We start from the raw sequence: 24206 nt of genomic DNA, 5'->3' as shown, positions 1-24206 counted from the left end.
ATGCGTGATCCAGATGATGAGATTTCATCTCAGTCATGCATCTTTTCCATCATTGTTCAACAATGGATTTTGGGTCTGTAGTAAGCCCACTGTCGTGCTTTGGATTGTGCCGTGCCCGCGATGTGGCTAAAATAAATCCGTCACGTTCGGGCCGCAAAGGCCAGATCACAAAGGAATGCGCATGACGGGTGATCAGCCGCTGAAATTTCAACGTGTGAAAGACCGCCGGGCGCTGTCGGTACAGGTCTATGATCAGCTTGTCGAAGTGCTGCGGCGGAATGCGGCCCCCGGGGCGGTGATCCCGCCGGAGGTGCAACTGGCGCAGGATCTGGGCGTCAGCCGGACGGTGCTGCGCGAAGCGTTGCGGCTTTTGGAAGAGGACGGGGTGATCGAGCGCGCGGCGGACCCGCGGCGGCGGCAACTGGCCGCCCCCGGCAAACGCCCCCCGGCCTTCAGCGCGCCGCTTGAGGAGATCGTCACCGGGGCCGGGGCGCTGACGGCGAAAGTGATGCGCCACGGCACGATCAGCACGACGAACTGGAGCCGGTCGCTTTTGAACCTGCCAGAGAGCGAACCGGAGTTGCTGTCGCGCGAGACCCTGTTCCTGCGGGGCGAGACGCCGGTGGTCTCCGCGCTCGAAGCGGTGCCGCTCGACGTGCTCAAGGAGGCCCGCCCGCTGGACGATGCGCCGGTGTCGGGCAGTCTGCTCAACGATCTGGGGCCGAAGTTCCGCTCGAAATGTGTGGCGACCCTGTGGCGTCTGTCGGATGCCAGCACCGGCGGGCGACCGCGCAGCGGGTTTGCCGATCTCGGACCGGAGGTGCCGATGGTGTCGCTGACCACGGTGCTGTCGCGCAACGGGCGGCCGGTGTTTCTGGCGAAATATCTTGTGCGGCTCGATCTCGTGGCGCTCAATGTCGGAGCGGAGACGGACGAGGCGCTTTGACGGCCCTCAAAACAGTGTCTGCATCAGGGTGTTGAGCCAGACGATGCTGGAATCGCTGCGGAAATTCGAATGATAATGGGTGCAGACATCCACCGAGGGGAACAGTGCGGGCAGTTCCAGCGTCCGGAATTCACCGCTTTCGCGCAGCCTTGTGGCAACCGAAGCGGGGTAGATCGCGACGAGATTGGTGGAGCGCACGATTTCTGGGATCACCGTGAAATGTTCGATCTGGGCGCGGATGTTCTGTTCGATGCCATTCTGTTGCAACAGGCTGCGAACCATCTGGTAGCCCGTCGCGCGCACCGCCACCTCGACGAATTCGAGGGACGAGAGGGTCGCGGGCGTCAGCCGTTCGTCGCGACAGGGATGATCCTGACGCACGATGCAGAGGAACCGGTCCTCCAGCAGAAACGTGCTTTCGAACTCGGGAGCCGCCAACGTCGGCAGGTAGCCGAAAGCCATATCGACCTGCCCGGAGCGCAGCTTGCTTTCGATCTCCTGCGCTTCGAGCTGGACCGAGCGGATGCGCACCCCCGGTGCTTGTTTCAGAAGCGGCGCCAGAACGCGGGGCAGCACATAGCTTTCGGAAATATCCGACATGGCGATGGTAAAGACCCGTGTCGATTGTGCCGGGTCGAAATCTCCGTGGCTGGTCATGGTTTCGCGCAGGGTCTCGAGACAGGTCTTGAACGGCACGTAGAGGCGACGTGCGGCGGTGGTGGGCTCCATCGCCTTGCCGACGCGGGTGAACAGCGGATCGTCGAAATGATCGCGCAGCCGTTTGAGCGCATGGCTGACGGCAGGCTGGGTCAGGTTCAGCCGGTCCGCCGCGGCGGTGACCGAACGTTGTTCCCAAAGTGCGAGAAAAACCCGCACGAGGTTGAGATCGAAAGTGTTGAAATTGATCTTGTTCATGGGGTCAATCTAGACAATTCATTTTTGTAATCCAGAGCGAAGCCGTAGCCTGCTGCAAAACGCACAGGAAAACGTATGACACTGGAATTCGATCTCTCCGCCCTTCCGGCGACGGAGGCCTATAAACTTCTGAGCGGTGCGATCCTGCCGCGCCCCATCGCCGTGATCACGACCGTGTCCCCCGAAGGCGTCGCCAATGCTGCACCGTTCAGTTTCTTCGGCATCCTGAGCCACGATCCTGCCATTCTCGCCGTGGGCATCGAGCCGCGCGCGGATGGCACGCGCAAGGATACGGCGCGCAATATTCTCGAGACCGGGGTGTTTACCGTTCACATCCCCGATGTCGCCATGGCGGGGGTCGTGCAGGCGTTTGCATCCCCCGAAGCCCCCGAGGTCGATGAGATTGCGCTTCATGGGCTTGGCACTGTGCCGGGGACGCATGTCGATTGCCCAAGGCTGATCGACGCTCCGGTCGCATTGGAATGCCGGTTCGAGCAAAGGCTGGATCTTGGTGCGAAAGCCGGAGCGGGGCGCGACATTCTGATCGGCACGGTCAAAGCCGTCTTCCTGCGCGAAGACGCGGTCAACGGGCGTCATCACGTCGACCCGGAGCGGATCGACGCGCTAGGGCGTTTGGGTGGTGCGACGTTTACGACCACGCGGGACCGTTTCAGCTTGTGAGCAGGGCCGCGACGGCACAGACCAAAGCGTCGCGCCCTTTCGGGCCGACGAGTTGCAGCGACACCGGCGCGCCGTTCAAGGCGCCCAAGGGCATGGCGAGCGCCGGGTGGCCGCTCAGGTTGAAGGCGCGGACATTGCGGGTGACCGCGACGGCGGTCGGATCGGTGCGGGCGCGCTCCAGCGTGGGCGGGGCTTCCGAGAGCGTCGGCAGGGCGATTACGTCGAAACTCTCGAAGAGTGCGTCGATTTCGGCGGTGATGCGCGCGCGGACCTCTTCGGAGGCGGCGACCTCCTCGGGCGTCACAAGGCGCGCCGCATAGATGCGGTCGCCCACGTCGGGGTTCACTTTGCCGGTGGTCTGAATCGGGCCAAGCGCGGCCCAGTTTTCCGCGTTGATGATCGCGACCCCCGCGGTAAAGGCCTCCATGAACGCGGGTAGGGCGATGTCATCGACTGTGATGCTCTCATGGCTGAGCGCGCCGCGCACCATGGCGTCGATCTCGGGGCTGGCCTGACCGGGCAGGTAGCCGATGCGGGCGTTTGTTACCTCTTCGGGGGCAAAGGTCGGGTCGATGGCCGACATGGCCCATTCGATGTCCGCGACTGTATTGGCAAACGGCCCGACGCAATCGAGGCTCGTGACCTCCGGCATGACGCCCTTGCGGCTCACCCGCCCGTAGGTCGGTTTCAACCCATAGACGCCGCAGCAGGCCGCCGGAATGCGCACCGAGCCACCAGTGTCTGTGCCCAGTGCGATGCGGGCGCTGCCCTCGGCGACGGCGGCGGCACTTCCGCTCGACGAGCCGCCGGGGATCAGATCGGGGAAGTTGACGTTCACCGCCGTACCCGCATAGTCGTTAATGCCCGACACGCCAAAGGCCAGTTCATGCAGCGTCGTCTTGCCGACGATCCGCGCGCCCGCCTTTAGAAGACGGGCTACCACCTCGGCATGGGCCGTGGCAGGCGCGGCGTCGTCCAAGGCTTTCGATCCGGCGCGGGTCGGCACGCCTTTGACGTCGATGGTGTCCTTGATGGCAACCGTGATCCCGTCCGCAGGGCCGAGATCGAGCGGGCAGACATAGGTCGTCATCGCGCGCCCTCGACCAATTCGTCGCCATCGTCGCGCAGATATGTCGCTTCGGCGAGGAATTCGGCCTCCGGCATGCCGATGGCCAGAACCTCGCCGTCACGCTCGATGCCGAAGCGCAGCATGGGCTGGCCGAACGGGTCCACCCATTGCTGGATCACGGTCACTTCCACCTCCTGATAGAGATAGACCTGCCACATCTTGGTCTGATGGCTCATCGCGCGGCTCCTTTTACGGCTTCATCAACACGGATTTCGACGGGTAATCCGAGGCCCAGGTGGCCGACAGCGGCGCGACGAAGACGTTCTCCGTCCGGTTGCGGGTGTAGCGCCAGACGCCGTCGTCGCATTTCTTGAAGGCGTTGAACAAACGCGACGAGCGCAAGAGCGCCTTGCCGTCGGAAAAGAGCCACGGCTGCATATGCACCCATTGCCCGGTTGCGGTCAGCCCGTCCTCCGCGACGTGGATCTGCTCCGAGGTCACATAGTGGCAGTTGAGGATCAGCGCCGGGTCGGTCTTGCCGCCCCAGAAGCCCTCGAAGTGACGGCGCACGGCGGCCTTGCCCTCGGCGCGGCCGAACTGGCCGTCGTAATATTCGCCGACACCTTCCCAGACGGCCTCCTCGGAGAACAGCTCCATGATCAGGTCGATGCGTTCCGCGTCGTCCTTGACGCCGTATTCCGGCAGCGGCGTGTCGCAGAGGAACATGTAGCGCATCTGGACGTTGCGGACTTCGTTGGCGGCCTCGAGGTTTTCGATGCGGCGGGTGAGGGTGGTGATGGTCTGTGCGTCGGTCATGTTTGATCCTGTTTATGAGTTAGTTGGCACTGGCCCGAGCCGGTGAAAATTGCGGGCGAAATACACAAGGCTTTGGCTGTCCTCATGGATGTTGAGGGCGACGACCTCGCCCATGATCACGCTGTGCGTGCCGACGGTTTCGACGCCGCAAATGCGGCAGTCCAAACTCACCATCGCGCTTTTGAGCGCTGGCGATCCGGTCTCGAGCGTCGTCCAGAGATCGGAGGCGAACCGCTCTTCGGGGCTGAGGCCCGGACGGCCGAATTGCATCGCAAGATCGGCATGGTCATGGCCCAGAACGTTGACGCAGAACACGCCATTGGTGACGAACATGTCATGCGCGCTGGAGCTGCGATTGACGCAGACCAGAAGCGTCGGCGGCGTGTCTGTCACCGAACAGACGGCGGAGGCGGTGATGCCGTGCCGCCCGGCGGACCCGTCGGTGGTGACGGTGTTCACGGCTGCGCCGAGGCGGGACATGGCTTGGCGGAAGCTGGTTTGATCGGGGGTCATCATCTCACAGGTCCAACACGAGTTTCGGGGATTTGGCGCGCGAGCAGCACAGCATGATCTGATCATTATCGGCTTTTTCCTCATCGGTGAGGAAGCTGTCGCGGTGATCCGGCTCACCTTCGAGCACATCGCAGAGGCAAGTGCCGCAGATGCCCTGTTCACAGGACACTTCGACCTTCACACCGATCTCGGCCAAGGCCGCAACGATGCTCTGGCCTTCCTGCACGGTGATGGTCTTGCCGGACTGCGCCAGCTCGACCTCGAAGCTGCCGCCGGTGTTGTCCACCTCGGCGGAGAAGAATTCCTGATGGAGCGTTTCGGGCGCATAGCCGCGGGCCTCCGCCAGCCCGTGCATATAGCTCATGAAGCCTTCCGGGCCGCAGGTATAGACATGCGCGCCCATGGACGGGTCGGGCAGGTCGCAGGCGGCGTCGAAACAGGCCGTGCCTTCGCCGCTGTCGAAATGCAGATGCACCTTGTCGGCGAAAGGCGCATTGGCAAGCTCTACGAGGAAAGCCGTCGTCGCCTTTTCTCGGGCGCAGTAATGGAGCGCGAAGGGTTTGCCTTTGGCGTGAAGATGATGGGCCATCGCGATCATCGGGGTGATGCCGATGCCGCCGCCGATCAGGATGCTCTCCGGCGCGCTTTCATCGAGCGGAAAGAGGTTGCGCGGCGTGCCGATCCGGATGGTTTTGCCCTCGGCGAACAGCTCATGAAGCTTGACCGAGCCGCCGCGCGATTTCGGGTCTTTCAAAACCCCGATCCGGTAGTGCCCGAGATCGGCAGGATCGCTGCACAGAGAATATTGACGGGTCAGCCCCGGCTCGATTTCCACATCGATATGCGCACCGGCCTCGAACGCAGGCAGGGGGGCGCCATTGGTGGCGACGAGATCGAGGACGATGATGTCACGCGTTTGCGTCTCGCGCTTCAGGATTTTGGCTTCGATCATGGAGTGACCTCATTATGGTTCTGGATGGGCCCGGTTCAGGGGGGGAAGCACCGGGCCCAAACGCGCGGGAAGAGGAGCGCGTTACAGGATGTAGGAGATGCCCGAAAGCGTGTGATCGGCGTTGATCAACCGCACGACTTTCTTGCCAAGTTTGAAGCCCGAGCCTTCGCGCACGAGGGTGAATTCGACATCGGCAACATGGGTCTTGAGGCGCTCGCGGCGGTACTCGGTCAGCGTCTGCATGCAGCGCAGCTCGATGGTTTTGCTATCGTCGCTGAGAAGCCGGAACCGCGACAGCGAGCGCACGGTTTTCGCCAGAGGGGAGGCCGAGACAGAGTCCCCGCCCATCATCCGCTCCACCCGTTTGGCGCGCATCACCGCGTCGTCATAGGCGTAGTTCAGATGGGCTTCGAAATCCGTCACCCCCGGCTCCACGGGAACGATGTATGTCGCATCCTCGGTCCACATGCCAAGCCAGTCGTCGAATTCGCGCATGTCGAGCCGGTCGGCCTCCAGCCAGACAAAGGCCATGGCATCCAGAAGGGCGGTGTCTTTCACAGGTGTCATCATGTCCATGGTTCAGACCTCCATCAGCTTTTTCCATTGGCGATAAGCGGCGCGCATCCCGATCTCGGAACTCACATCGCCTTTCACCGTGCCCTCGTCGGTGGGCTCTTCCAGTTCGGTCGAACGGTTCAGCAAAAGCCAAAGCTCCTTGCCGCCCTGCGCGCCTTGCTGCACGCGGTCCCAGACCTCGGCATCGTCCGGCGAGCCGAACCCCATCGGGCCTTGGAAAAACTCGTGAATGCGCAGGCGTTCGCGGTTGGCGATCTCCGGCCCGCCGTCCATGCCGAGCGCGATGTGGCGCACTTCGGTCTCGTTCACCGACACCGGTTGCAGCACGCGGAAGAAGGCGGCGGAACAGCCGAGGTTCGGGAAGAGGTTGACGTTGAAGCCCGAACCACCGACGGCGCGGACGATGCGGCGCACCTGTTGGTCATCAAGGCCCTCATCGCGGAGCGCCTGCGCCAGAGCGGCGAATTTGTCCGGGATCGGCGCGTCGAGGTTTTCTTCGAGATCCACAAGCTCCGGCATCATGATCATCACGGAGTGACCGTTGCCCAGGTCTTCGACCCAGCCGCCTTTGTTCATGATGTCGAACTGTTCCTCGGTCTCAACATCGGTGAGTTTGAGGAAGGGTTTGTGCACCAGCGGGAAGTGATAGGCGTCGGTGGTGTTCTCAAGCTGGATTTTCCAGTTGCCGGGAAAGGTGAACTTGTGTTCGCCATTGGTTTTGACCGGGTAGCCCGCGCCCTGTTTCATGAACAGGTCGATCCATTTTTTGGCACCTGCAAGGAAGTCGTCGAGCGGCTCGATGTCGTCTTTGAACGTCGCAAAAATCAGCCCGTTGTACATCTCGGTCCGAAGCGTCTTGAGGCCCAATTTGCCGCGCTCCAGTTTGCCGGCATAGCTTTCCTCATAGGGCACACCCCGCAGCGAACCGTCGAGACCGTAAGCCCAGCCGTGATAGGGGCAGACAAAGCTGTTGGTTTTGCCTTTGTGGGCTTCGCAGACGGTGGCGGCGCGGTGGCGGCAGCGGTTGATCAGAACGTGGACGTTCTTCTTGCGGTCGCGGGTGACGATCACCGGTTCAAGGCCGACCTTGGCCATTTTGTAGGAGCCCGCATCGGGGATTTCGCTTTCATGTGCGACCCAGACCCAGGTGTTCTTGAAGATGTGTTCCATCTCCGCGTCGAAGAGGTCGGGATTGGTGTAGAGCGTGGTCAGGGCCTTGTCGCCTTGAACGAGCTCGGTGAAAGCTGTGTCCAGATCTTTCATGTGTTTGTCCTTTCTGTGGGCGAACGTTGGGCAAAGCGGCCCCGGGCGATGGCGCGAGAGGCGCCATCACGGAGACGTTCCGTTCAGGGGAAGTCAGTTCAGAACAGGAAGCGTTTGAACCATTTCTGGGAGGCCAACCGGAAGGCCCGGTCGAACAGGTAGCCAAGGATGCCAAGGGAGATGATCCCCACAAACACCCAATCGGTGCGGCCAAAGTTCCGGGCGGTCCAGATCATCGCCCCAAGGCCCGTTTGAGCCGACACGATCTCAGCGGAGACGACCGTCAGGAAGGAGTTGCCCATGGCGATCCGGGCGCCGGTGATCATGAAGGGCACGGCAGAGGGGAAGATGACGGTGGTCATCTCCGTAAGTTTCGTGGCCCCCATAGAGCGCGCCGCCTGAAGCCGGAGCGGGTTCACAGCGCTCACACCGGCGATGGTGTTGATCGTCACGATGAAAATCGTGGTGTAAAAGATCAGCACGATTTTGGTGAATTCACCGGGGCCGAACCAGATGACCGCGAGCGTCACGAAGGCGATCGGCGGGATGAAGCGGAAGAACTCGATATAGGGATCGACGATCAGCCGCACGACGTTGAACCGGCCCATCAAAAGGCCCAAAGGCACGCCCAGCACCACGCCCATCACCCAACCCGCGGCGATGCGCCAGGCGGAGGCGCCGATGGCCACGAAAAGCGAGCCGTCCGCGATCATCTCGGCCGAGGTTTTCGCAACCGTCATGGGCGATGGCAGGAACAAAGGCGAGGTGCGCATCGCGATCAGATGCCAGAGGACCACACCGCAGACGACGGAGAGCACCCCGATCAGGGCCTTGCGGGATTTCTCCCCCGTGAAGAGTTTTGCAATGCCGTGTTTCATCGGGGACTCCTGACGGGTTTCTTGGGTGGCGTCGCTCATGTCACCGGTTCCTCTTTCTTCAGCCCCTGTTGCTCAAGCGCGCGTTGGACCTCTTCGCCGATGTCTTCCCGGAGCCGTCGGTACAGTTCGAGCGCTTCGGCTGTGCCCGGATCGCGCGGGTGCGGCAGGCCGATTTTTTCGATGGTCTTGATCCCGGCTTTCGGCCCTGCGGTCATCACAACCACCCGGTCGGCGAGCAAAAGCGCCTCCCAGATGTCATGCGTCACGAAGACGATGGTACAGCCGGTCTCACGCCAGATCCGGTCCAACTCGCCCTGCAAAACCTCGCGGGTCTGGGCATCGAGCGCGCCGAAGGGTTCGTCCATTAGCACGACCGAAGGTTCGTTGATCAGCACGCGGGCGATCTGGGCGCGCTGGCGCATCCCGCCCGAAAGCTGTTTGGGGAATTTGTCGGCCGCATGAGAGAGGCCGACAAGAGCCACGAAATGATCCGCCTTTTGCTGACGCTCCGCTTTCGGAACGCCCGCGAGTTTCAGGCCATATTCGACGTTTTCACGGATGGTCAGCCAAGGGAACAACACCTCCGCCGACTGGAACACCACGCCGCGGTCGAGCCCCGGTTTGGTGACCGTCTTGTCGCCCACGCGGATCTGACCCGCGACCGGCAGGAAGCCTGCGATCGCGTTCAGAAGCGTGGATTTGCCACAGCCGCTCGGCCCCAGAAGGCAGATGAATTCGCCCGGACGGATGTCGAGATTGACGTTTGAGACGATATGCGCGTCGCCAAACGAAATCCCGACATGTTCGAGCTGGATGGAAGCTCCCTTGGTCATGATTTATCCTTTGTAGAAGCCGCGTTGCATGTAATCGCGGTAGGGGACGAGACCCTCCGTGACCTTGTTGTCGGCCAGGAATTTCGCGATGCCGTCGAAGCTCTCATAGTCGGCATCGGTGAAATCGCGGACCGTCAGGACCATGTCTTTCGAGACTTTGAGCGTGGTCTCGACCGGAATGCGGGTGATCGCCTTGACGCCTTCCGCGGCGCGTTCCGGATCGTTCTGGACGATGTCGCTGGCGCGTTTCACAGCGCGCAGAACCGCCTGAAGACCTTCCGGGTTGCTCTCAAGCATCGCAGCACTCGACGTGGCCCAGATCGTATCGGTATAGCCCACATCGCGCGAGGTCAAAGCCACTTTCGCGCCCTGATCGACGGCGGTCGCGGGCCACGGCTCCCATGCAAAGAACGCGTCGATGTCGCCCCGCAGCAAGAGCGCCGGAAGCTCGGGCGGACCCGAGGGCACCATTTTCAAAGAGGTTGCATCGAGACCGAAATGCTGGATCGTCAGCCCGGTGCAATAGTCGGAGATCGAGCCGGGCACGATGCCGAAAGTCTTGATCTCTTTCGGATCTTCAAGACCCGGACGCAGCACGAGTTTGACGTAGAGACCGGAGTAATAGACCACCGCGAGCGGGCGCATCTCGGCGCGGTTCATGCGCACCATGATGGTGGATTCGGACGCCGAAGCCAGATCGACCTGATCCGCGACCAGCGCGTTCATCGCGTCGCCGCCGCCGGAATAGGTCTGGAGGTTCACCTCGACGCCTTCTTCCTTGAAGAAGCCTTCGTGCTGGGCGACGAAATAGCCCGCGAACACCGGGTCGGAGCCGACGCCGATGCGGATCGGCGCGGAGGCCGCCCGCGCGATGGAGGGCGCGCCCAGCACGAGGCTGGAGGCGGCGAGACCGGCGGTTGAGGCCATGAAACCACGGCGGGAGATGTACGATTTTTTCATGTCACGTCCTGTTGGTGTGTGTTTGTGGGTCGGAGGTGGTTTTTGTCTTTATTGGCCGTGGGCGCGCCTTGCGCCTTTGGCGGGAATGTCATGCGGCTGCGCGTTTCAGGGTGAAGCGGCAGGGACCTTCGCCGGTTTGGGCAAAACAAGATGTCTCAGACACATCGACCGCGTCGCAGTCCAAAAGCAGCGGCCCGATTGCGCTCAGCATGCCCTTGATCGGCGCGCAGATCGGCGCCTCAGAGAGGCTGTCTGACGCGCCCGTCGCGGCGATATAGCCATGGGCAAACGGGCTGTTCTCAACGGTCACGTCGATCTGCTCCGAGGACACGGTTTCAAACGACCAGACACCCCAGCCGAGCTCCCCGGAGGTGGCGGCGATGGTCTTCATCATCGCCGCCGGGGCCGCGGCCCCGCTGTCGCGATAGGCCTTCACCGACTTTCCGCCGTTCTCCGCGACCGAGGCCGTGAGTGCGGCCAAAGCCTCGCCACGGATGCTCTCCGGCAAGCGCGCGAACATTCCCATAAGAACGTCCGGGCGCATCATCAGATAACGGATCGCGCCATCGCGCATTTCGCCTTGGGCCGGGGTGATGTTCAGTCGCTGGTGAAAACTCTGGCTCAGATCCATGGGGCCGCTCCTTACGGGTAACCGGCCGGGGCGGGCAGGCCCGAAAGCACCGCGCCCGCGTTTTCCATCGTCGCGTCGTTCAATGCCGCGTGCTGCGTCACCACAAGGCAATCCCGCAGGATGCGCTGCATCTGGTGGGTCTCCTGAATGGCCGCCATGCCGACGATGCGGAAACAGGTCTGGATCGTTTCCTCGGAGGCCCGCGCCGCGTGGCTCGCGGAGAGGCGCAGGAGGTTGTTGGTCTCAAGCGACACGGCCTCATTGTCCTGTAATTCGTCCCAGGCTTTTTCCGCCGTCTCGTAATAGAACGCCCGTGCCGCGCGCAGTTTCGCTTCGCCCTGCGCCAGCCCGGTGCGGAAATAGGCCCGGTCCGCCAGACGCGCCGCCCCCGGCATCAGTTTCGCGCCCCCTGACATCTCGGTCGCCAGATCGAGCGCCGAGCGGGCCAGCCCGAGGTTGCAGGCGGCATGGACCTGCGCCTGATAGGCCAGCGGCGGATAGCGGAACAGCGTGTCGTCATAGATGCCCGAGGCGCCGCGTTTGCAGGTCCACATATCGGCGTAAAACTTGTCCTTCACCACGGTGTCATGGCTGCCCGTGCCCTGCATGCCCATCACGTCCCAGGTCTCGACGATCTCGACTTCAGAGGCGGGAGAGACGGCCATCAGAACCTCGGGCGGCACCCCTTCGGCGGCCTTGGTCACGGCGTCCGAGCCGATGATGCCGACGCCGATCCAATCCGCGCCCATGCAGCCGGAGGCGAATTTCCAGCGCCCGGTGGCCATCCAGCCGCCCTCGACGCGCTCGGCCTTTTGCAGCGGGTAAAGACCGCCCGCATAGACCTGATCGGGACCGTCGGCGTAGATCACGGCCTGCGCCTCGTCGGGCAGGGCGGCGATATAGGTGTTGGCGGAGCCGAAGGCCGCAACCCAGGCGGCAGAGCCGTCCACTTCGCCGATTTTCTCGACCATTTTGAGAAAATGATGCGGGGCCAGCGCGTCGCCACCGAATTTCGAGGGGGTCGCAGCGCGGAAGATCCGGGCCTGTTTCATCTTGGCGACGATGTCGCGGGGTACATGGCGTTTGGCGTGAATCTCGTCGCGCCGGGTGCGCACCTCTTGGAGCATCTCAAGGAAAGCGGGTTGCTCCGTCAGGGTCGAGAAGTCGATGGTCTCTGGAGCGGTGCGTGTGTTGGCCGGTGTGTCCTGCACCAAATTGATCTGGTTCATGTCTTGCCTCGTCATTCGGGTTGATTCAGATCAAACGGGCGGAAAAATAATAAATGAAATAGATTGTTATAATCTGTCATATAAATTTCGCGCATAGATAAAGATGCACCTCGCGCGTCTTCTGCCGCAGTCCTGTGAAACGCAAGAATTGAGCGCGGAAGGATGAGGCAGAAAAAGCATATAAAACAAAGTATTGTTTCGGGTGACTGGTCTTTTTCGGGTTTGGGCCGCCAAGGTGAGCCGATGGCGTCAGCCGAATGAGCGGGCAAGGCGGTTTGCCCTGTGCCCGATCTGGTTCAGAGGTGGGATGTTAAATATTAAGCATGTGAGCCTAAAAAAATCACGTTGCAGTGGTGGGGACAGCACGGCTGCGGTGGCGTTCGGGCGTTTGCGAAAATGAAATGCGGCGGCGTTGGTGGGACCACGCCGCCGCGAAATGCGAGGGAGAGGCGGGTGATTCCGCCTCTTCGCTGTGTCGCTCAGCGACCCGCGCGGACTACGAGTGCCTTCGTCCGGGCAAGCGCCTCGGCGGCGCGCGCCTCCGGCCCCATGTGCCGGGCTTTTTTGAGCTGAGGGATTTCAATGCTCAACACGGTATCGACCGGCAGGGCCTGCACCATGCCGACAAGGTCGATCGCGCCTTCGCCGGGCAAAAGCCGGGCGCCCCGCGCGATCTCGATCATGCCCGCATCCGTCGGGTCATAGGGTTTCGGCCCGTCGCAGATTTGCGCGTAATGGATGAGCGCCGGGGGCAGGGCGCGGATGTCGTCGAGGCTACCGCCGGAGCGGTCCCAATGCAGCCCGTCGATCAAAACGCCGCCATTCTCGCGCCCTGCCGCCTCGACGATGGTGCGCGCCTCAGGCAAGGTTTTGACCCCGGTCCATGGCATGAATTCCAAATCCCCGGTCAGCCCATATTCCGCCGCCAGATCGCAGAAGGCGGCGAAGGTTTCGGTCAGCCGCGCGTGCTCCGGATCATCGCCCGCGACCAAAACGTTCTTGGCCCCGAGCCTTTGCCCAAGCGCCAGAAAATCGCGAAAGCTTTCGACATCCGTGTCCGGTTTGAGCCGCGCGATCTCGATATCGGCAATGCCGATCCCGGTCTCGTCGAGCGCCGCCTTGACGCGCGCCTCGACCGCCGGGTCGGTCAGGATCGGATAGGGGGCTTCGGTCGGGGCGGCGGGCAGAAACCGCAGCCCCACGAGATCGTACCCGGTCGCCGCCGCAATCCGCACCGCCTGATCGGGCGGCGCTTCGTGGGTGGTCAGGAAGGCCAGTGAAAACCGATGCATGCGCGTCACTTCAAGGGCGAGAAGGGCAGCGGCATGGCGATGGCGCTGGTCATCTCGGGGGTGAGCCAGTCGGGGCCGCCTTTTGCGGGCCATTTGCCGTCGGCGACCGATTGGCTGCGGGCCTTGGCGCGTGCCTCAAGCGAGGCATAGGGCCAGATTTGCGTCACACGCGGGCTGCCGTCCAGCCCCCACATGGCAACCGTCAGCGGCGAATATTCGGAGCGCGCCGGAATGGCCTCGCGCCATTTGTCCTGCGTGACGGAAACACCGTTGAGCTTGGCCTTATAGGTGCGGAATTCGTAGACCGGACCATAGGTGCCGGGTGTCACCGGTGGCAGGAAATCGAAGGGTTTGTAGCTGTCGAAACGCAGGTCCACGAGGTGCTCCATGCAGCCCATCGGGTTGTCGGACATCACCGCGCGTTCGCGCTCGCCCATCATCTCGTCGAGGCTCTCGAAGCTGCGCAGCACATAGACTTCGTTGAGGTTGCCGATGTCGGTGCCAAAGGCGCCCAAAAGTGTGCCTTTGCCTGCGGAAAGCCAGTTTTGTAAGCCCTCGGAGGCCTTGCCCGCGCCGAAAATGACCGTCTTGAGGGTCGCGATTTCATAATAGCTCATCATGCTTCCTTTCTTTGGATTTCAATGTCTTGTGTGTCGTCTTGCAGGTTCGTTTCAGGCAGGCCCGTGACCGGCAGCCCCGCCAGCCGCCGCGCGGTGACGTAGCCGAATGTCATCCCCGGCCCGAGCGTGATCCCGCCCGAAGGGTAATGCCCGCCCATGATCGAGGCGGCGTCATTGCCGATGGCGTAAAGCCCTTCGATCGGCGCGCCGGTTTTGGACAGAACCTGCCCATCCGCCCCGGTCTTGATCCCGGCGAAAGTGCCAAGCGAGCCGGGGATGAGTTTCACGGCATAAAACGGCCCGTGCTCCAAAGGCGCGAGCGAGGGGTTCGGGCCTTTGTGTTTGGCCCAGCCGGAGACGCGATTATAAGGCGTCTCGCCCCGGTGAAATTCCGGGTCGCGCCCGTCGCGGGCATGAGCGTTGAACAGCGTGACCGTGCGGTCCAGGGCCGCGGCGGGTACGCCACATTGCGCCGCCAGATCCGTGAGCGTGCGCCCGCGTTTCAGATAGCCCGAGCGCAGGAAAGCCCCGAGCGGGAAGGGGAAGGGCTTGGCCCAGCCGATGCCGAACTGCCGCTGCGCCCGGTGATCGCAGATCAGCCAAGCCTCCGGTGTTTCGCCTTCAGTGGTGACGGCCAGCAGCGTCTTTATGAAGTCGTGATAGCTCACCGCCTCGTTGACGAAGCGCTTGCCATGGCTGTCGACGGCCAGAAATCCCGGCTTGCCGCGATCCACCAAATGCGGGAAATTTTTGACCCCGCCTTTGCCGTCCGGGACTTGCGACACCGGTGCCCAAGCGGCGGGCTCGGCCAGTTCCATGTCGATCCCTGCGCCGAGGCGTTCCGCAATCCGGAGCCCATCGCCGGTGTTGGTCACGGGGGCGGCGGAGGCGTGCGGGCGTTTGTCGAGATGGGCGAAATGGCCCTTTTGCCGCGCCGGATCATGCGGAAACCCGCCCGCCGCCAAGATCACGCCCTTTCGCACCTCGATCTGTCGCGCTTTGCCGTTTTGCGTCACCGTCGCGCCGGTCACGCGCCCGTCCGCAAGCGTCAAATCCGTCACCGGGCTGTCGCTCCAAAGCGTCACGCCGCGCTCCGCGGCCGCCTTCAACAGCCGCGCGACCAGGGCATTGCCGCCCACCAACTGCATGCTGCGGCGACGCGTGGCGAGATCGACGGCATGGCGGGCGAGCCGTTTGGTCACATGCCACATCGAGGCGGGGGACCGCGTGGCGTTGAAGAAATGCGCCATATCCGCGCCGCTGTTGATCGCCATCCCGCCCAGCGTCAGGATATCGCGCGGTGGACGCAGCTTGTCGATCAGCGGGCCGAGCTCGCGCCCGTCGACCGGCGCGGCTGTCACCGAACGCCCGCCCAAGGCCGCCCCGTCGTGATCGTAGAAATCCGGCACCTTATTGCCGTCGCGCCAGTTCATCGCGCCGATCTCTTCGAGAAAACCGATCATCTCAGGGCCGTTGTTCAGGAACACTTCAAGGCGCGGATCGTTCGCCCGGTTGCCCAAAAGCGCGCGCAGATAGCGGCGCGGGGTCTCGGCATCCTCGACGATCCCCGCGCGCACCGCCAAAGGGTTGCGCGGCACCCAAAGCCAGCCGCCGGACCAGGCCGATGTGCCGCCGAAAACCTCCGTCTTCTCCGCGACGATGACGTCGAGCCCCGCCTCTTTTGCCGTGATCGCGGCACAAAGTGCTGCCGCGCCTGATCCCATGATCAGAACGTCGCAGGCCGCGCGGCCCGCCAATTCGCTGTCCATTGTCCTGCCTTTGAGCGCGCGGGAAGGCGTCCCGCATTCGGGTCAGTCGGCAGGACCCAAAGGGTCAGCCGGCCTGACGGGTTTCGGTTTCAGTTTCGGTATTGGGCGCATGCGCCCGGCTGCGGTTGAAGAAAAACGACGCTTCCGCCGCCCCGCCAATTTCCTCGGCGGCTTCTTTGAGAAGCGGGTAAAACTCTTGCATCTGCGCGGGGGTGACGCGCACGGCGGGGCCCGCGATCGACAGGCATCCGATCACCGCGCCGGTCTCGCCCGAGCGCACCGGCATCGCCATGGCGCCCATGCCCGCGTGATAGCTGTCGACGCTGATCGCATAGCCGCGCTGGCGGGCCTCTTCGACGGATTTGAGCACTTCGGTGATGGTCGCAGGCGCGCTTGGGCCGGGGATGAAATCGGGTTTCAGCCCCTGCGCCCCGATCTTCTCCAACACCTCTTCGTCGCTCATGGTCGAGAGCCAGGCGTGGCCCCCCGACGAGCACGCCAGATGCACCTTGATCCCTTGTTCGCGGCCCGGATCGTAGCGCAGGCCCGCAACCGCACCTTGCGCCACGCCGACCCAGACCAGATCGTCGCCATCAATCACCGAAAGGCGCACCAACTCGCGCGTGTCGGCGGCGAGGCGGTCGAGAATGGGCTGGGTGATGTCCGGCACGCCGGTGCGGGCCAGAAAGGCCAATCCGATGCCCGCAAGCTTGATCGTCAGCGCATAATCGCCCTGATTGCGCAACTGGCGCACATAGCCATATTGCGACAGTTCCTTGAGCAACCGATGGGCGGCAGAGGCGGGCATATCGAGCTCGCTTGCAATCAAACTGACCTGCATCCCCTCGGGATGTCGCCCGAGCAGCTCAAGGATCGCCAATGTTCGCTCCATCACGCCCGACATGTCTTACTCCATCATTGCCTTCGGTTCAGATGCAGCGTTTTGCGGCAGCGGGTCAATGCGAGCGGGGCGATTTTCCGCAAGAGCGTGGCGAATGGCCTCGATCACGGCGATGTTCGCAGCCCCGTCTTCAAGCGTGATGCGCGGGGTCTCCCGGCCATGGATGACGGCGGCGAAATGGCGAATTTGCTCGATGTAGCTGTCTTGCGGCGCGGTTTCGAGCGGGGTGTTTACCTGCGGCACGGTCCAGTCGCGCGCGCCGTCATGGGTCCAGAATGCCAGATCGGGCAGGCTCATCCCGGCCTTCGTGCCCGAGAACATATGCGAGACGGCGGGCATGGCCGGGAACCGCGCCGGATTTTCCCCCGCTGTGGTGTCCCAGCACCATGGGCCGACGCCCGCGTCGGTGAGCGAGATCGTGATTAAGCCGCCACCTGTGAGTTTGAGCATCACCGCCGCGGTGTCTTCGACATCGAACCCGCGCTGGCGGTTGGAGGCGAGGGCAAACACTTCGGTGATCTCGCCAAAGAGATGCCGCACGAGGTCGATCTCGTGAATGAGGTTGATCAGGATCGGCCCGCCCGCGCCCTTTTCGCGCCGCCAGTCCACCGTGAAATAGCTGTCGGGTTTCGCAAGCGTCGCTGCGATGGTGCCGGAGACCAGCGTGCCGAACCGGCCCTGATCGACCGCCTGTTTGGCGGCCTGAACGATCGGATTGTGACGGCGATGATGGCCGACGAGCCCCGGCACGCCGGTGCGTTTCGAGAGCGCCACAAGGTCTGCGCAGGCGGCGGCATTTTCGCCCAGAGGTTTCTCGACCAGCACAGGAATTCCCGCCTCGATCAGAGCGGTCGCTTGCGGCACATGGAGCGCATTGGGGGTGGCGATCACGACGCCGTCGATGTCGTCCGGCAAGTCTTCGAATTTCGTGAAATGCGGGCTGTCCATCTCGGCCGCCAGAGCTTTGCCGGTCTCGAACGGATCGACGATCCCGGCCAGCTCCGTACCGGCGTAATCCCGAATCGCCACAGCATGAGTGCGCCCGATGGCGCCGCCGCCAATCACCGCGATCCGCGTGTGTTTCATGCTGTTTTCCTCCCTTTTGGGTCGTTTTCCGAACCCTGTCGTTGATCTGATCCTATCGCATAAATCAAAAAATAAAAGAAGTTTTAAAACTTGAAAGAGTTTCCAAAATTAACAATGCTGACGTCAGGTGATCTGAAGTCGCCGCGCGAAACCTCAAAAGATGCCTCGTAAAACGCACATGAAAACAGAGGTTTGAGGGCAAAGGTTCGCGCATCAGGGAGGAAGAGATGAAAAAAGAATCGCGCAAGGAAACTGCGCTGCAAAACGGCGCAAGCTATGATGTCATCGTGTTGGGCGCAGGGGCGGCGGGCATGTCGGCGGCGACCTTCGCCGCGATGGAGGGCGGGCGCGTCCTTTTGGTCGAGCGCACCGAATATCTGGGCGGCACATCGGCGTTTTCGGCGGCGACCACATGGGTCCCCAACACGCGGTTTCGCGACGAACTGGGCGCCGAGGACAGCGAGGAAAACGTCCTCGGCTTTCTCGACCGCGCGGTGGGCAATCGCGCGCCGCGCGCACTCCGCGAAGCCTTCGTCAAGCGTGGCCCGGAGGCCATTCACCGGCTCGAAGACGAAACCAATGTCACATTCCGGGGCCGCCCGTTTCACCCCGATTACCTCTATGAGCTGGAGGGCTCGACCTCCTTCGGGCGCGCGCTGGAACCCGAGCCGTTCGACGGCGCGCTTTTGGGCGATGACATCTGGCTCGTGCGCCCGCCGATCCCGGAATTTACCATTCTGGGCGGGATGCAGATCGACCGCGACGACATCCCGCACCTGTTGAAGATGAAACAGAGCCTGCGCTCGATGGCCTATTCGATGCGCATCGTGGCGCGGTATTACCTGCGCAAATGGGCGCATGGCCGCGACACGCGGATGCTGATGGGCAATGCGCTGATCGGGCGGTTCCTTTATGAGGCGCGCAAACGCGGGGTCGAGATCGTGACCAAAACCAAGACCACCGGGCTGACGCCTCTGGGCGGCGGGGCGTATCGGCTGACGTTGGAGCAGGGCGGTCAACGGGTTGAGGTAACGGCCACGAAGGGCGTTGTTCTGGCCTCGGGCGGCTTTGCCCGCCATCCGGTCAAGCGCCGCGAGATGCTGCCCAATCCGGCACCGCGCGTCTCTCCGGCGGCTCCGGGCCACACGGGCGAGTTGCATGACATCGTTCTGGGCCTCGGCGCGCATTATTCCGACACCTCCGCGCAGCCCTGCTACTGGGCGCCGGTCTCGATCCGCAAACGCAAGGACGGGTCCGAGGCGGCCTTCCCGCATTTCGTGCTGGACCGCTCGAAGCCGGGGATCATTTCGGTCGGCAAGGATGGCAAGCGGTTTGTCAACGAAAGCCGCAGCTATCACGAATTCGTCTCCGCCATGTATGCCGCCGACCAGGACGGCTCGCACATCCCGACCTATCTGATCGCCGATGCGGCCGCGGCCACAAAATACGGCATGGGGATGATCCATCCCGGCACCAAGGATTTTACCTCCTTTCTCGCCGACGGCTACCTGACCCAAGGCGCGACATTGCGCGAATTGGCGCAGAAGCTCGGCATCGACAAGGACGGGCTTGAGGCCACGGTTGCGCGGTTCAACGAACTGGCCAAAACCGGCGTGGACGAGGATTTCCACCGTGGCGAAACCGTCTACGAGCGCGCCAATGGCGATGCCACGCATGGCCCGAACCCAACGCTGCGCCCGCTGGGGCCGGGGCCGTTCTATGCGGTCAAGCTTTACCCCGGCGACATCGGGGCCGCGACCGGGCTTGTCACCGATGAGAACGCGCAGCTCTTGCACAAAGACGGCTCGGTGATCGAGGGGCTTTATGCGGCGGGCGCCGATATGAATTCGATCATGGGCGGGGTCTATCCCGGTCCGGGGATCACCATCGGGCCCGGCATTGTCTTCGGCTCCATCGCCGCCACCCATGCGATGCAGCGTGCGGCAAGAGACGCAGAACGGAAAGCGTCATGAGCGGCTGGCGCGATAAGCCCGTCCTTGTGACTGGCGGCACCGGATTTCTGGGCGCATTCGTCGCCCGCGAGCTGGTGGCGCAGGGGTTCAAACCGCGCTTGTTCGATTTGAGGCCCAATGCAAAGACGCTGGAGTTTGTCGAACCGGGCCTGTCGCAAGCCTGCGCGCTGATCGCAGGCGATGTGACCGACCCCGAGGCGGTGGCTCAGGCCATGGGCGGCTGCGGCGGGCTTGTTCACCTCGCGGGGTTGATGACCGTGGATTGCAAGGCCGATCCGCTCCGCGCCACGCAGGTCAATCTGATCGGCGGGCAGACGGTGATCTCGGCGGCGGTCGCGGCGGGGGTGAGCCGGATGAGCTATGCCTCAAGCTCCGCCGTCTACGGATCGGGGGAGGGCAAGCTGCCGCACCCGGAAACGCTTTACGGCGTCCATAAGCTCGCAATCGAGGGCATGGCGCGCTGTGCCTGGCTCGATCACGGCCTGCCGAGTGTCGGGTTTCGGCCCTATATCGTCTACGGTCCGGGGATCAGCGCCGGGATTGCGGCGGGGCCGTCGATTGCGCTGCGCGCCGCCGCCCTTGGACAATCCGCGAAAATCGAATTTTCAGGTGCTGTGGGATTTGTCCATGTATCGGACGTGGCCCGCGCTTTGGTGGCGGGGCTGATCCATGGCGAGGCCGGGGCGGGCTGTTTCGATCTGCACGGGGCCTCGGCGAGCGTGGCGGAATTTGTCGAGCTTCTGCTCTGCGAGGTGCCGGGGGCGCAGGTGGAAATCGACGGAATTCCCCTGAAAACTCCGGAAATCCTGCAAGGGGGCGGCCGGGCGGTGTGGTTTGACGCCCTGCCAGTCACGTCTTTGGTTGAGGGAATTTCAGGAGTGCTGGCGCATTGGCGCGATGCTGCATGTGCAGCATGATGCGCAAAGCCGGAGGGGGCCGCGAACAGGGGTGGCTCCTTAGCGAATTGTGCAACTAATCCCGAGCGCCGTCCATTCTGCGACGGGCAAAGGATTGCAATTTTAACCAAGAGGTGACGCTACGGGAGATGGCGTCAGGGAGGAATGGGAATGGATGTCGAGCTGAACGGGGAAACCCGGCTCTATCCGATCGCGGGCGATCCGATCGCTCAGGTCAAATCGCCGGGGCTTTTGACGGGCATTCTGGTGGCGCGCGGGATCAACGCGCTGGTGGTGCCGGCGCATGTCGCGCCTAAGGATTACGCGGCGTTCGTGGCGGCCATGACGTCGATGCCCAATGTCGGCGGGCTGATTGCCACCGTGCCGCACAAACAGGCCACCTTGGCGTTCTGCGATCATCCGACGGAGCGGGCGGTCTTTGCCGGGTCCGTCAATGTGATGCACAAGCGCGAGGATGGCACATGGCAGGGCGATAACACCGACGGTCAGGGCTATATGAACGGCGTTGCGGCCTGTGGCTTTGAGATCGAAGGCAAGCGCGCGCTTTTGGTCGGCGTCGGCGGCGCAGGCGCGGCCATCGCCTATGAGATACTCGCACGCGGCGCGGCCTATCTGGCGATCCACGATGTGGATGCCGCGCGGCGCGACGCCACCATCGCGCGGCTCGAAGGGCGCTTTCCCGGCAAGGTCGGCGCCGGTCGTGCCGATCCGACGGGGTACGATTTTATCGGCAACGCCACGCCCGTGGGCATGCGCGAAGGCGATCCTCTGCCCATCGAGGCCGAGAAATACCAAAGCCATCAATTCGTGGCCGACAGCATCACCAAACCGGAAATCACGCCGCAGCTTCAGATCGCGCAAAGCAAGGGCTGCGCCATCATGCCGGGGATCGGCATGTTCAACGCGCAGGCGGATCTTTTGGTCGATGTCATGACCGGGAGGGCATGACGAGAACCGGGGAGAACACCCCCATCAGCATCTATCAGGGAGGAGACCATGCTGAAACTACTGACAGGAACCGCGCTGGCCGCAACGCTCGCCGTCGCGGCTCAGGCCGAGACCGTCCATATCGCCAATATCGTCGAGCTTTCGGGCGCGGGGGCGGCGGCCGGGTCCGTCTGGGCCGATGGCGTGCATCTTGCCATCGACGAGATCAACGAGACGGGCGGCATTCTCGGCATGAAGGTCGATATGAAGGAATACGACAGCCAGACCGACCCGCTGCAATCGCGCGCCTTGGTGCAGAAGGCCATTGACGAGGGCGCGTTTGCGCTTCTGGGCACGGTCTATTCGTCGTCCACGGTGGTCAATATGCTCGTGGCGCAGCAAAACGGCATTCCGCAATTCACCGGCTCCGAGGCCCCGTCGATCACCCAGAAGGGCAATCCCTATATCTTCCGCACCACCTTTGGCGCGCAGAAGGGCATGCCCAAGATCGGCGCGTTCCTTCGGGACGATCTCGGCGTGTCCAAAGTGGCCATCGCCTGGGCCAATACTGAATACGGCAAGGGCGGGCACGATGCCTTTACCGATGTGGCCGAGGAGATGGGGCTCGACATCGTCGCCGATGTGCCCTCCGAACAGGGGCAGGCGGATTTCTCCGCCGATGTGCTCAAGATCAAGAATTCGGGCGCTGAGGCCGTCTTTGTCTATCTGACCGAAGAGGAAAGCGCGCGCTTCCTGATCGAGTCCTCGAAACAGGGGCTCGATGTGCCGAAAGTCGGCGATACGGTTCTGGCCTCGCAAAAGGTCATCGACCTGTCGGGCGGCGCGGCCGAGGGCGCGCTGGGCCATGTCGCCCTGTCGGCGGATGCGCCCGTGCCGCTGTTGCAGGAGATGGACAAGAAGTTCACCGAGCGTTTCGGCTACCGGCCCGATCACAACGCGATCAAGGGCTATATCGGCGCCTATGCGATCAAATACGGCACGGAGATCGCCGGTGAGATCGACAGCCAGAAGCTCACAGACACGATGCACGGGCTCTGTCTCGATGCGGATGAGTATCCGGGCGTGTTGATGGACATCTGCTGGGACGATGCGGGCGAGGTCTCGCGCGAGAGCTTCATCGTCGAGGTGAAGAACGACGCGCAAGAGATCACCACCATTCTGCCGCCGAACTGAGGCGGTGCAAAATGACCCTGTGCCGCGAGGAGGCGGCACAGGGGGGCAAAGCGCAGGACCCACGCACATCAAAAGGGCCGCGCTGTGTCATTCGGGAGCGTTCAAGGGAGGAACCTGAGATGAAACGCAAGGGATTGATGGGCGTCAGCCTGACCGCGATGCTGTTGGCCGGAGGCGCATTCGCCGACACGGTCAAGATTGCGAATATCGTCGAATTGTCGGGGCCGGGGGCGGCGGCAGGCACGGTCTGGGCGCATGGCGTCGAGCTGGCCGTCGATGAGATCAACGACCACGGCGGCATCCTTGGCATGCCGATCGAGTTGAAAGAATACGACAGCCAGACCGACCCGCAGGTCAGCCGCGCCTTGGTGCAAAAGGCCATCGACGAGGGCGCGTTCGCGCTGCTCGGCACGGTCTATTCGTCTTCGACCGTGGTCAATATGCTGGTCGCGCAGATGAACGGCATCCCGCAGTTCACCGCCTCCGAGGCACCGTCGATCACCGAGAAGGGCAACCCCTATATCTTCCGCACCAACTGGGGCGCGCAGAAAGGCATGCCGAAGATCGGTGCCTATCTCAAGGATCAGCTTGGCGTGTCGAAAGTGGCGATTGCCTGGGCCAATACCGAGTTCGGCAAGGGCGGGCATGACAGTTTCGTGTCCATCGTGGAAGACATGGGCCTCGATGTCGTGGCGGATGTGCCGTCCGAGCAGGGGCAGGCGGATTTCTCGGCGGACGTGCTCAAGATCAAAAACTCCGGCGCCGAGGCGGTGTTCATCTACCTGACCCAGGAAGAGGCCGCGCGGTTCCTGATGGAATCCGTCAAACAAGGCCTTGAGATCCCGAAGATCGGCGACAGCGTTCTGACCTCCGAGAAGGTGATCGAGCTTGCCGGAGCGGCGGCCAATGGTGCGAAAGGCCATGTGGCGCTGACCATGGCCGCCGATGCGCCCTTGGTGCAGGAGTTCGCCGACAAGTTCACCGAACGCTTTGGCTACAGCCCCGACTACAACGCGATGAAGGGCTATATCGGCACCTATACGATCAAATACGGCACCGAAATGGTGGGTGAGGTCGATAGCCAGAAACTTGCCGATACGGTGCATGGGCTTTGCCTCGACGCCGATGACCATCCCGGCGTCTTGATCGACATGTGCTGGGACGACACCGGAGAGGTCTCCCGCGAAAGCTACATGGTCGAAGTGGTCGATGGCCACGAAGAGGTCTCCGAGGTTCTCCCCGCGAACTGAGGTTCGCGTCCCGGC

Annotated in this window: 25 protein-coding genes; 7 read left to right on the top strand and 18 right to left on the bottom strand. The window is 62.9% G+C overall.

What is annotated here, in order from left to right; genetic code table 11:
- Nucleotides 1–181: 181 nt before the first annotated feature.
- Complete coding sequence (locus V1471_RS07840) at nt 182–946, top strand: GntR family transcriptional regulator (protein WP_434287804.1); 765 nt, start codon at nt 182–184, stop codon at nt 944–946.
- Nucleotides 947–952: 6 nt separating this feature from the next.
- Here the strand turns inward: V1471_RS07840 and V1471_RS07835 are convergent, their stop codons facing one another.
- Nucleotides 953–1861 (bottom strand): LysR family transcriptional regulator, encoded by a 909-nt coding sequence (locus V1471_RS07835; RefSeq protein WP_434287803.1) that lies wholly within the window; start codon nt 1859–1861, stop codon nt 953–955.
- Between the two features lie 75 nt (nt 1862–1936).
- Between V1471_RS07835 and V1471_RS07830 the strand changes: the two genes are divergently transcribed.
- Nucleotides 1937–2542, top strand: a complete 606-nt coding sequence (locus tag V1471_RS07830; protein ID WP_434287801.1) for a flavin reductase family protein — start codon at nt 1937–1939, stop codon at nt 2540–2542.
- Here V1471_RS07830 and V1471_RS07825 read toward each other — a convergent pair.
- From V1471_RS07825 to V1471_RS07745, 17 genes are all read right to left on the bottom strand, one after another.
- Complete coding sequence (locus tag V1471_RS07825; RefSeq protein ID WP_434287799.1) at nt 2532–3632, bottom strand: amidase; 1101 nt, start codon at nt 3630–3632, stop codon at nt 2532–2534. The two genes, V1471_RS07830 and V1471_RS07825, sit on opposite strands and share 11 nt — an antisense overlap.
- Nucleotides 3629–3847, bottom strand: a complete 219-nt coding sequence (locus V1471_RS07820; RefSeq protein ID WP_434287797.1) for a hypothetical protein — start codon at nt 3845–3847, stop codon at nt 3629–3631. The genes V1471_RS07825 and V1471_RS07820 overlap by 4 nt, the downstream gene beginning before the upstream one ends.
- A 13-nt stretch (nt 3848–3860) precedes the next feature.
- Nucleotides 3861–4427, bottom strand: coding sequence for a nuclear transport factor 2 family protein (locus V1471_RS07815; RefSeq protein WP_434287795.1), 567 nt, complete (start codon nt 4425–4427; stop codon nt 3861–3863).
- Nucleotides 4428–4439: 12 nt separating this feature from the next.
- Entirely contained in the window at nt 4440–4943 is a 504-nt protein-coding gene (locus tag V1471_RS07810) for a flavin reductase (RefSeq protein ID WP_434287794.1), read from the bottom strand.
- 1 nt (nt 4944) lies between these two features.
- Complete coding sequence (locus V1471_RS07805; protein WP_434287792.1) at nt 4945–5892, bottom strand: PDR/VanB family oxidoreductase; 948 nt, start codon at nt 5890–5892, stop codon at nt 4945–4947.
- Between the two features lie 81 nt (nt 5893–5973).
- Nucleotides 5974–6468 (bottom strand): aromatic-ring-hydroxylating dioxygenase subunit beta, encoded by a 495-nt coding sequence (locus V1471_RS07800; protein WP_434287790.1) that lies wholly within the window; start codon nt 6466–6468, stop codon nt 5974–5976.
- A gap of 3 nt (nt 6469–6471) precedes the next feature.
- Nucleotides 6472–7731 carry an aromatic ring-hydroxylating oxygenase subunit alpha gene (locus V1471_RS07795; protein ID WP_434287788.1) on the bottom strand — a complete coding sequence of 420 codons (1260 nt, stop codon included), beginning with the start codon at nt 7729–7731 and terminating at the stop codon, nt 6472–6474.
- A 98-nt stretch (nt 7732–7829) separates the two neighbouring features.
- Nucleotides 7830–8648, bottom strand: a complete 819-nt coding sequence (locus V1471_RS07790) for an ABC transporter permease (protein ID WP_434287786.1) — start codon at nt 8646–8648, stop codon at nt 7830–7832.
- The gene (locus V1471_RS07785; protein WP_434287784.1) at nt 8645–9442 is read right to left on the bottom strand and encodes an ABC transporter ATP-binding protein; all 798 of its coding nucleotides are present in this window, start codon (nt 9440–9442) and stop codon (nt 8645–8647) included. The genes V1471_RS07790 and V1471_RS07785 overlap by 4 nt, the downstream gene beginning before the upstream one ends.
- A gap of 3 nt (nt 9443–9445) precedes the next feature.
- Nucleotides 9446–10402 carry an ABC transporter substrate-binding protein gene (locus tag V1471_RS07780; RefSeq protein WP_434287782.1) on the bottom strand — a complete coding sequence of 319 codons (957 nt, stop codon included), beginning with the start codon at nt 10400–10402 and terminating at the stop codon, nt 9446–9448.
- A gap of 88 nt (nt 10403–10490) precedes the next feature.
- The gene (locus tag V1471_RS07775; protein WP_434287780.1) at nt 10491–11033 is read right to left on the bottom strand and encodes a hypothetical protein; all 543 of its coding nucleotides are present in this window, start codon (nt 11031–11033) and stop codon (nt 10491–10493) included.
- Nucleotides 11034–11044: 11 nt separating this feature from the next.
- Nucleotides 11045–12262 carry an acyl-CoA dehydrogenase family protein gene (locus V1471_RS07770; RefSeq protein ID WP_434287779.1) on the bottom strand — a complete coding sequence of 406 codons (1218 nt, stop codon included), beginning with the start codon at nt 12260–12262 and terminating at the stop codon, nt 11045–11047.
- A gap of 479 nt (nt 12263–12741) precedes the next feature.
- Nucleotides 12742–13554, bottom strand: a complete 813-nt coding sequence (locus V1471_RS07765; protein WP_434287777.1) for a sugar phosphate isomerase/epimerase family protein — start codon at nt 13552–13554, stop codon at nt 12742–12744.
- 5 nt (nt 13555–13559) lie between these two features.
- On the bottom strand, nt 13560–14174 hold the full coding sequence (locus V1471_RS07760) for an NIPSNAP family protein (protein WP_434287776.1): 615 nt from the start codon (nt 14172–14174) through the stop codon (nt 13560–13562).
- Nucleotides 14171–15943 carry an FAD-dependent oxidoreductase gene (locus tag V1471_RS07755; RefSeq protein WP_434287775.1) on the bottom strand — a complete coding sequence of 591 codons (1773 nt, stop codon included), beginning with the start codon at nt 15941–15943 and terminating at the stop codon, nt 14171–14173. The genes V1471_RS07760 and V1471_RS07755 overlap by 4 nt, the downstream gene beginning before the upstream one ends.
- 64 nt (nt 15944–16007) lie before the next feature.
- The gene (locus V1471_RS07750; RefSeq protein WP_434287773.1) at nt 16008–16847 is read right to left on the bottom strand and encodes an IclR family transcriptional regulator; all 840 of its coding nucleotides are present in this window, start codon (nt 16845–16847) and stop codon (nt 16008–16010) included.
- Between the two features lie 3 nt (nt 16848–16850).
- Nucleotides 16851–17930, bottom strand: a complete 1080-nt coding sequence (locus tag V1471_RS07745; protein WP_434287772.1) for a Gfo/Idh/MocA family protein — start codon at nt 17928–17930, stop codon at nt 16851–16853.
- A 227-nt stretch (nt 17931–18157) separates the two neighbouring features.
- Between V1471_RS07745 and V1471_RS07740 the strand changes: the two genes are divergently transcribed.
- The 5 genes from V1471_RS07740 (at nt 18158) to V1471_RS07720 (ending at nt 24191) form a co-directional block, all read left to right on the top strand.
- Nucleotides 18158–19903, top strand: coding sequence for an FAD-dependent oxidoreductase (locus V1471_RS07740; protein WP_434287771.1), 1746 nt, complete (start codon nt 18158–18160; stop codon nt 19901–19903).
- A complete protein-coding gene (locus V1471_RS07735; RefSeq protein ID WP_434287770.1) occupies nt 19900–20820 on the top strand; it encodes an NAD-dependent epimerase/dehydratase family protein in 921 nt (306 codons plus the stop codon). The genes V1471_RS07740 and V1471_RS07735 overlap by 4 nt, the downstream gene beginning before the upstream one ends.
- A gap of 150 nt (nt 20821–20970) precedes the next feature.
- Nucleotides 20971–21768: a shikimate dehydrogenase family protein gene (locus V1471_RS07730; protein ID WP_434287769.1), complete on the top strand. Its 798-nt coding sequence runs from the start codon at nt 20971–20973 to the stop codon at nt 21766–21768.
- 48 nt (nt 21769–21816) lie between these two features.
- Nucleotides 21817–22941: an ABC transporter substrate-binding protein gene (locus V1471_RS07725; RefSeq protein ID WP_434287768.1), complete on the top strand. Its 1125-nt coding sequence runs from the start codon at nt 21817–21819 to the stop codon at nt 22939–22941.
- Between the two features lie 119 nt (nt 22942–23060).
- Complete coding sequence (locus V1471_RS07720) at nt 23061–24191, top strand: ABC transporter substrate-binding protein (protein ID WP_434287767.1); 1131 nt, start codon at nt 23061–23063, stop codon at nt 24189–24191.
- Nucleotides 24192–24206 lie beyond the last annotated feature (15 nt).

Source organism: Celeribacter sp. SCSIO 80788, from assembly GCF_051054295.1.
Classification (GTDB): Bacteria; Pseudomonadota; Alphaproteobacteria; order Rhodobacterales; family Rhodobacteraceae; genus Celeribacter.
This window is presented reverse-complemented; position numbering and strand designations above follow the sequence as displayed.

Bases quoted from the DNA above. Each gene is read 5' to 3' on its own strand.
- V1471_RS07815 (WP_434287795.1), bottom strand. From the start codon at position 4,427: ATGACCGACGCACAGACCATCACCACCCTCACCCGCCGCATCGAAAAC.
- V1471_RS07780 (WP_434287782.1), bottom strand. From the start codon at position 10,402: ATGAAAAAATCGTACATCTCCCGCCGTGGTTTCATGGCCTCAACCGCC.
- V1471_RS07775 (WP_434287780.1), bottom strand. From the start codon at position 11,033: ATGGATCTGAGCCAGAGTTTTCACCAGCGACTGAACATCACCCCGGCC.
- V1471_RS07770 (WP_434287779.1), bottom strand. From the start codon at position 12,262: ATGAACCAGATCAATTTGGTGCAGGACACACCGGCCAACACACGCACC.
- V1471_RS07795 (WP_434287788.1), bottom strand. From the start codon at position 7,731: ATGAAAGATCTGGACACAGCTTTCACCGAGCTCGTTCAAGGCGACAAG.
- V1471_RS07800 (WP_434287790.1), bottom strand. From the start codon at position 6,468: ATGGACATGATGACACCTGTGAAAGACACCGCCCTTCTGGATGCCATG.
- V1471_RS07805 (WP_434287792.1), bottom strand. From the start codon at position 5,892: ATGATCGAAGCCAAAATCCTGAAGCGCGAGACGCAAACGCGTGACATC.
- V1471_RS07740 (WP_434287771.1), top strand. From the start codon at position 18,158: ATGAAAAAAGAATCGCGCAAGGAAACTGCGCTGCAAAACGGCGCAAGC.
- V1471_RS07810 (WP_434287794.1), bottom strand. From the start codon at position 4,943: ATGATGACCCCCGATCAAACCAGCTTCCGCCAAGCCATGTCCCGCCTC.
- V1471_RS07825 (WP_434287799.1), bottom strand. From the start codon at position 3,632: ATGACGACCTATGTCTGCCCGCTCGATCTCGGCCCTGCGGACGGGATC.
- V1471_RS07760 (WP_434287776.1), bottom strand. From the start codon at position 14,174: ATGATGAGCTATTATGAAATCGCGACCCTCAAGACGGTCATTTTCGGC.
- V1471_RS07790 (WP_434287786.1), bottom strand. From the start codon at position 8,648: ATGAGCGACGCCACCCAAGAAACCCGTCAGGAGTCCCCGATGAAACAC.
- V1471_RS07765 (WP_434287777.1), bottom strand. From the start codon at position 13,554: ATGCATCGGTTTTCACTGGCCTTCCTGACCACCCACGAAGCGCCGCCC.
- V1471_RS07725 (WP_434287768.1), top strand. From the start codon at position 21,817: ATGCTGAAACTACTGACAGGAACCGCGCTGGCCGCAACGCTCGCCGTC.
- V1471_RS07830 (WP_434287801.1), top strand. From the start codon at position 1,937: ATGACACTGGAATTCGATCTCTCCGCCCTTCCGGCGACGGAGGCCTAT.
- V1471_RS07720 (WP_434287767.1), top strand. From the start codon at position 23,061: ATGAAACGCAAGGGATTGATGGGCGTCAGCCTGACCGCGATGCTGTTG.
- V1471_RS07755 (WP_434287775.1), bottom strand. From the start codon at position 15,943: ATGGACAGCGAATTGGCGGGCCGCGCGGCCTGCGACGTTCTGATCATG.
- V1471_RS07745 (WP_434287772.1), bottom strand. From the start codon at position 17,930: ATGAAACACACGCGGATCGCGGTGATTGGCGGCGGCGCCATCGGGCGC.
- V1471_RS07840 (WP_434287804.1), top strand. From the start codon at position 182: ATGACGGGTGATCAGCCGCTGAAATTTCAACGTGTGAAAGACCGCCGG.
- V1471_RS07820 (WP_434287797.1), bottom strand. From the start codon at position 3,847: ATGAGCCATCAGACCAAGATGTGGCAGGTCTATCTCTATCAGGAGGTG.
- V1471_RS07785 (WP_434287784.1), bottom strand. From the start codon at position 9,442: ATGACCAAGGGAGCTTCCATCCAGCTCGAACATGTCGGGATTTCGTTT.
- V1471_RS07750 (WP_434287773.1), bottom strand. From the start codon at position 16,847: ATGTCGGGCGTGATGGAGCGAACATTGGCGATCCTTGAGCTGCTCGGG.
- V1471_RS07835 (WP_434287803.1), bottom strand. From the start codon at position 1,861: ATGAACAAGATCAATTTCAACACTTTCGATCTCAACCTCGTGCGGGTT.
- V1471_RS07730 (WP_434287769.1), top strand. From the start codon at position 20,971: ATGGATGTCGAGCTGAACGGGGAAACCCGGCTCTATCCGATCGCGGGC.
- V1471_RS07735 (WP_434287770.1), top strand. From the start codon at position 19,900: ATGAGCGGCTGGCGCGATAAGCCCGTCCTTGTGACTGGCGGCACCGGA.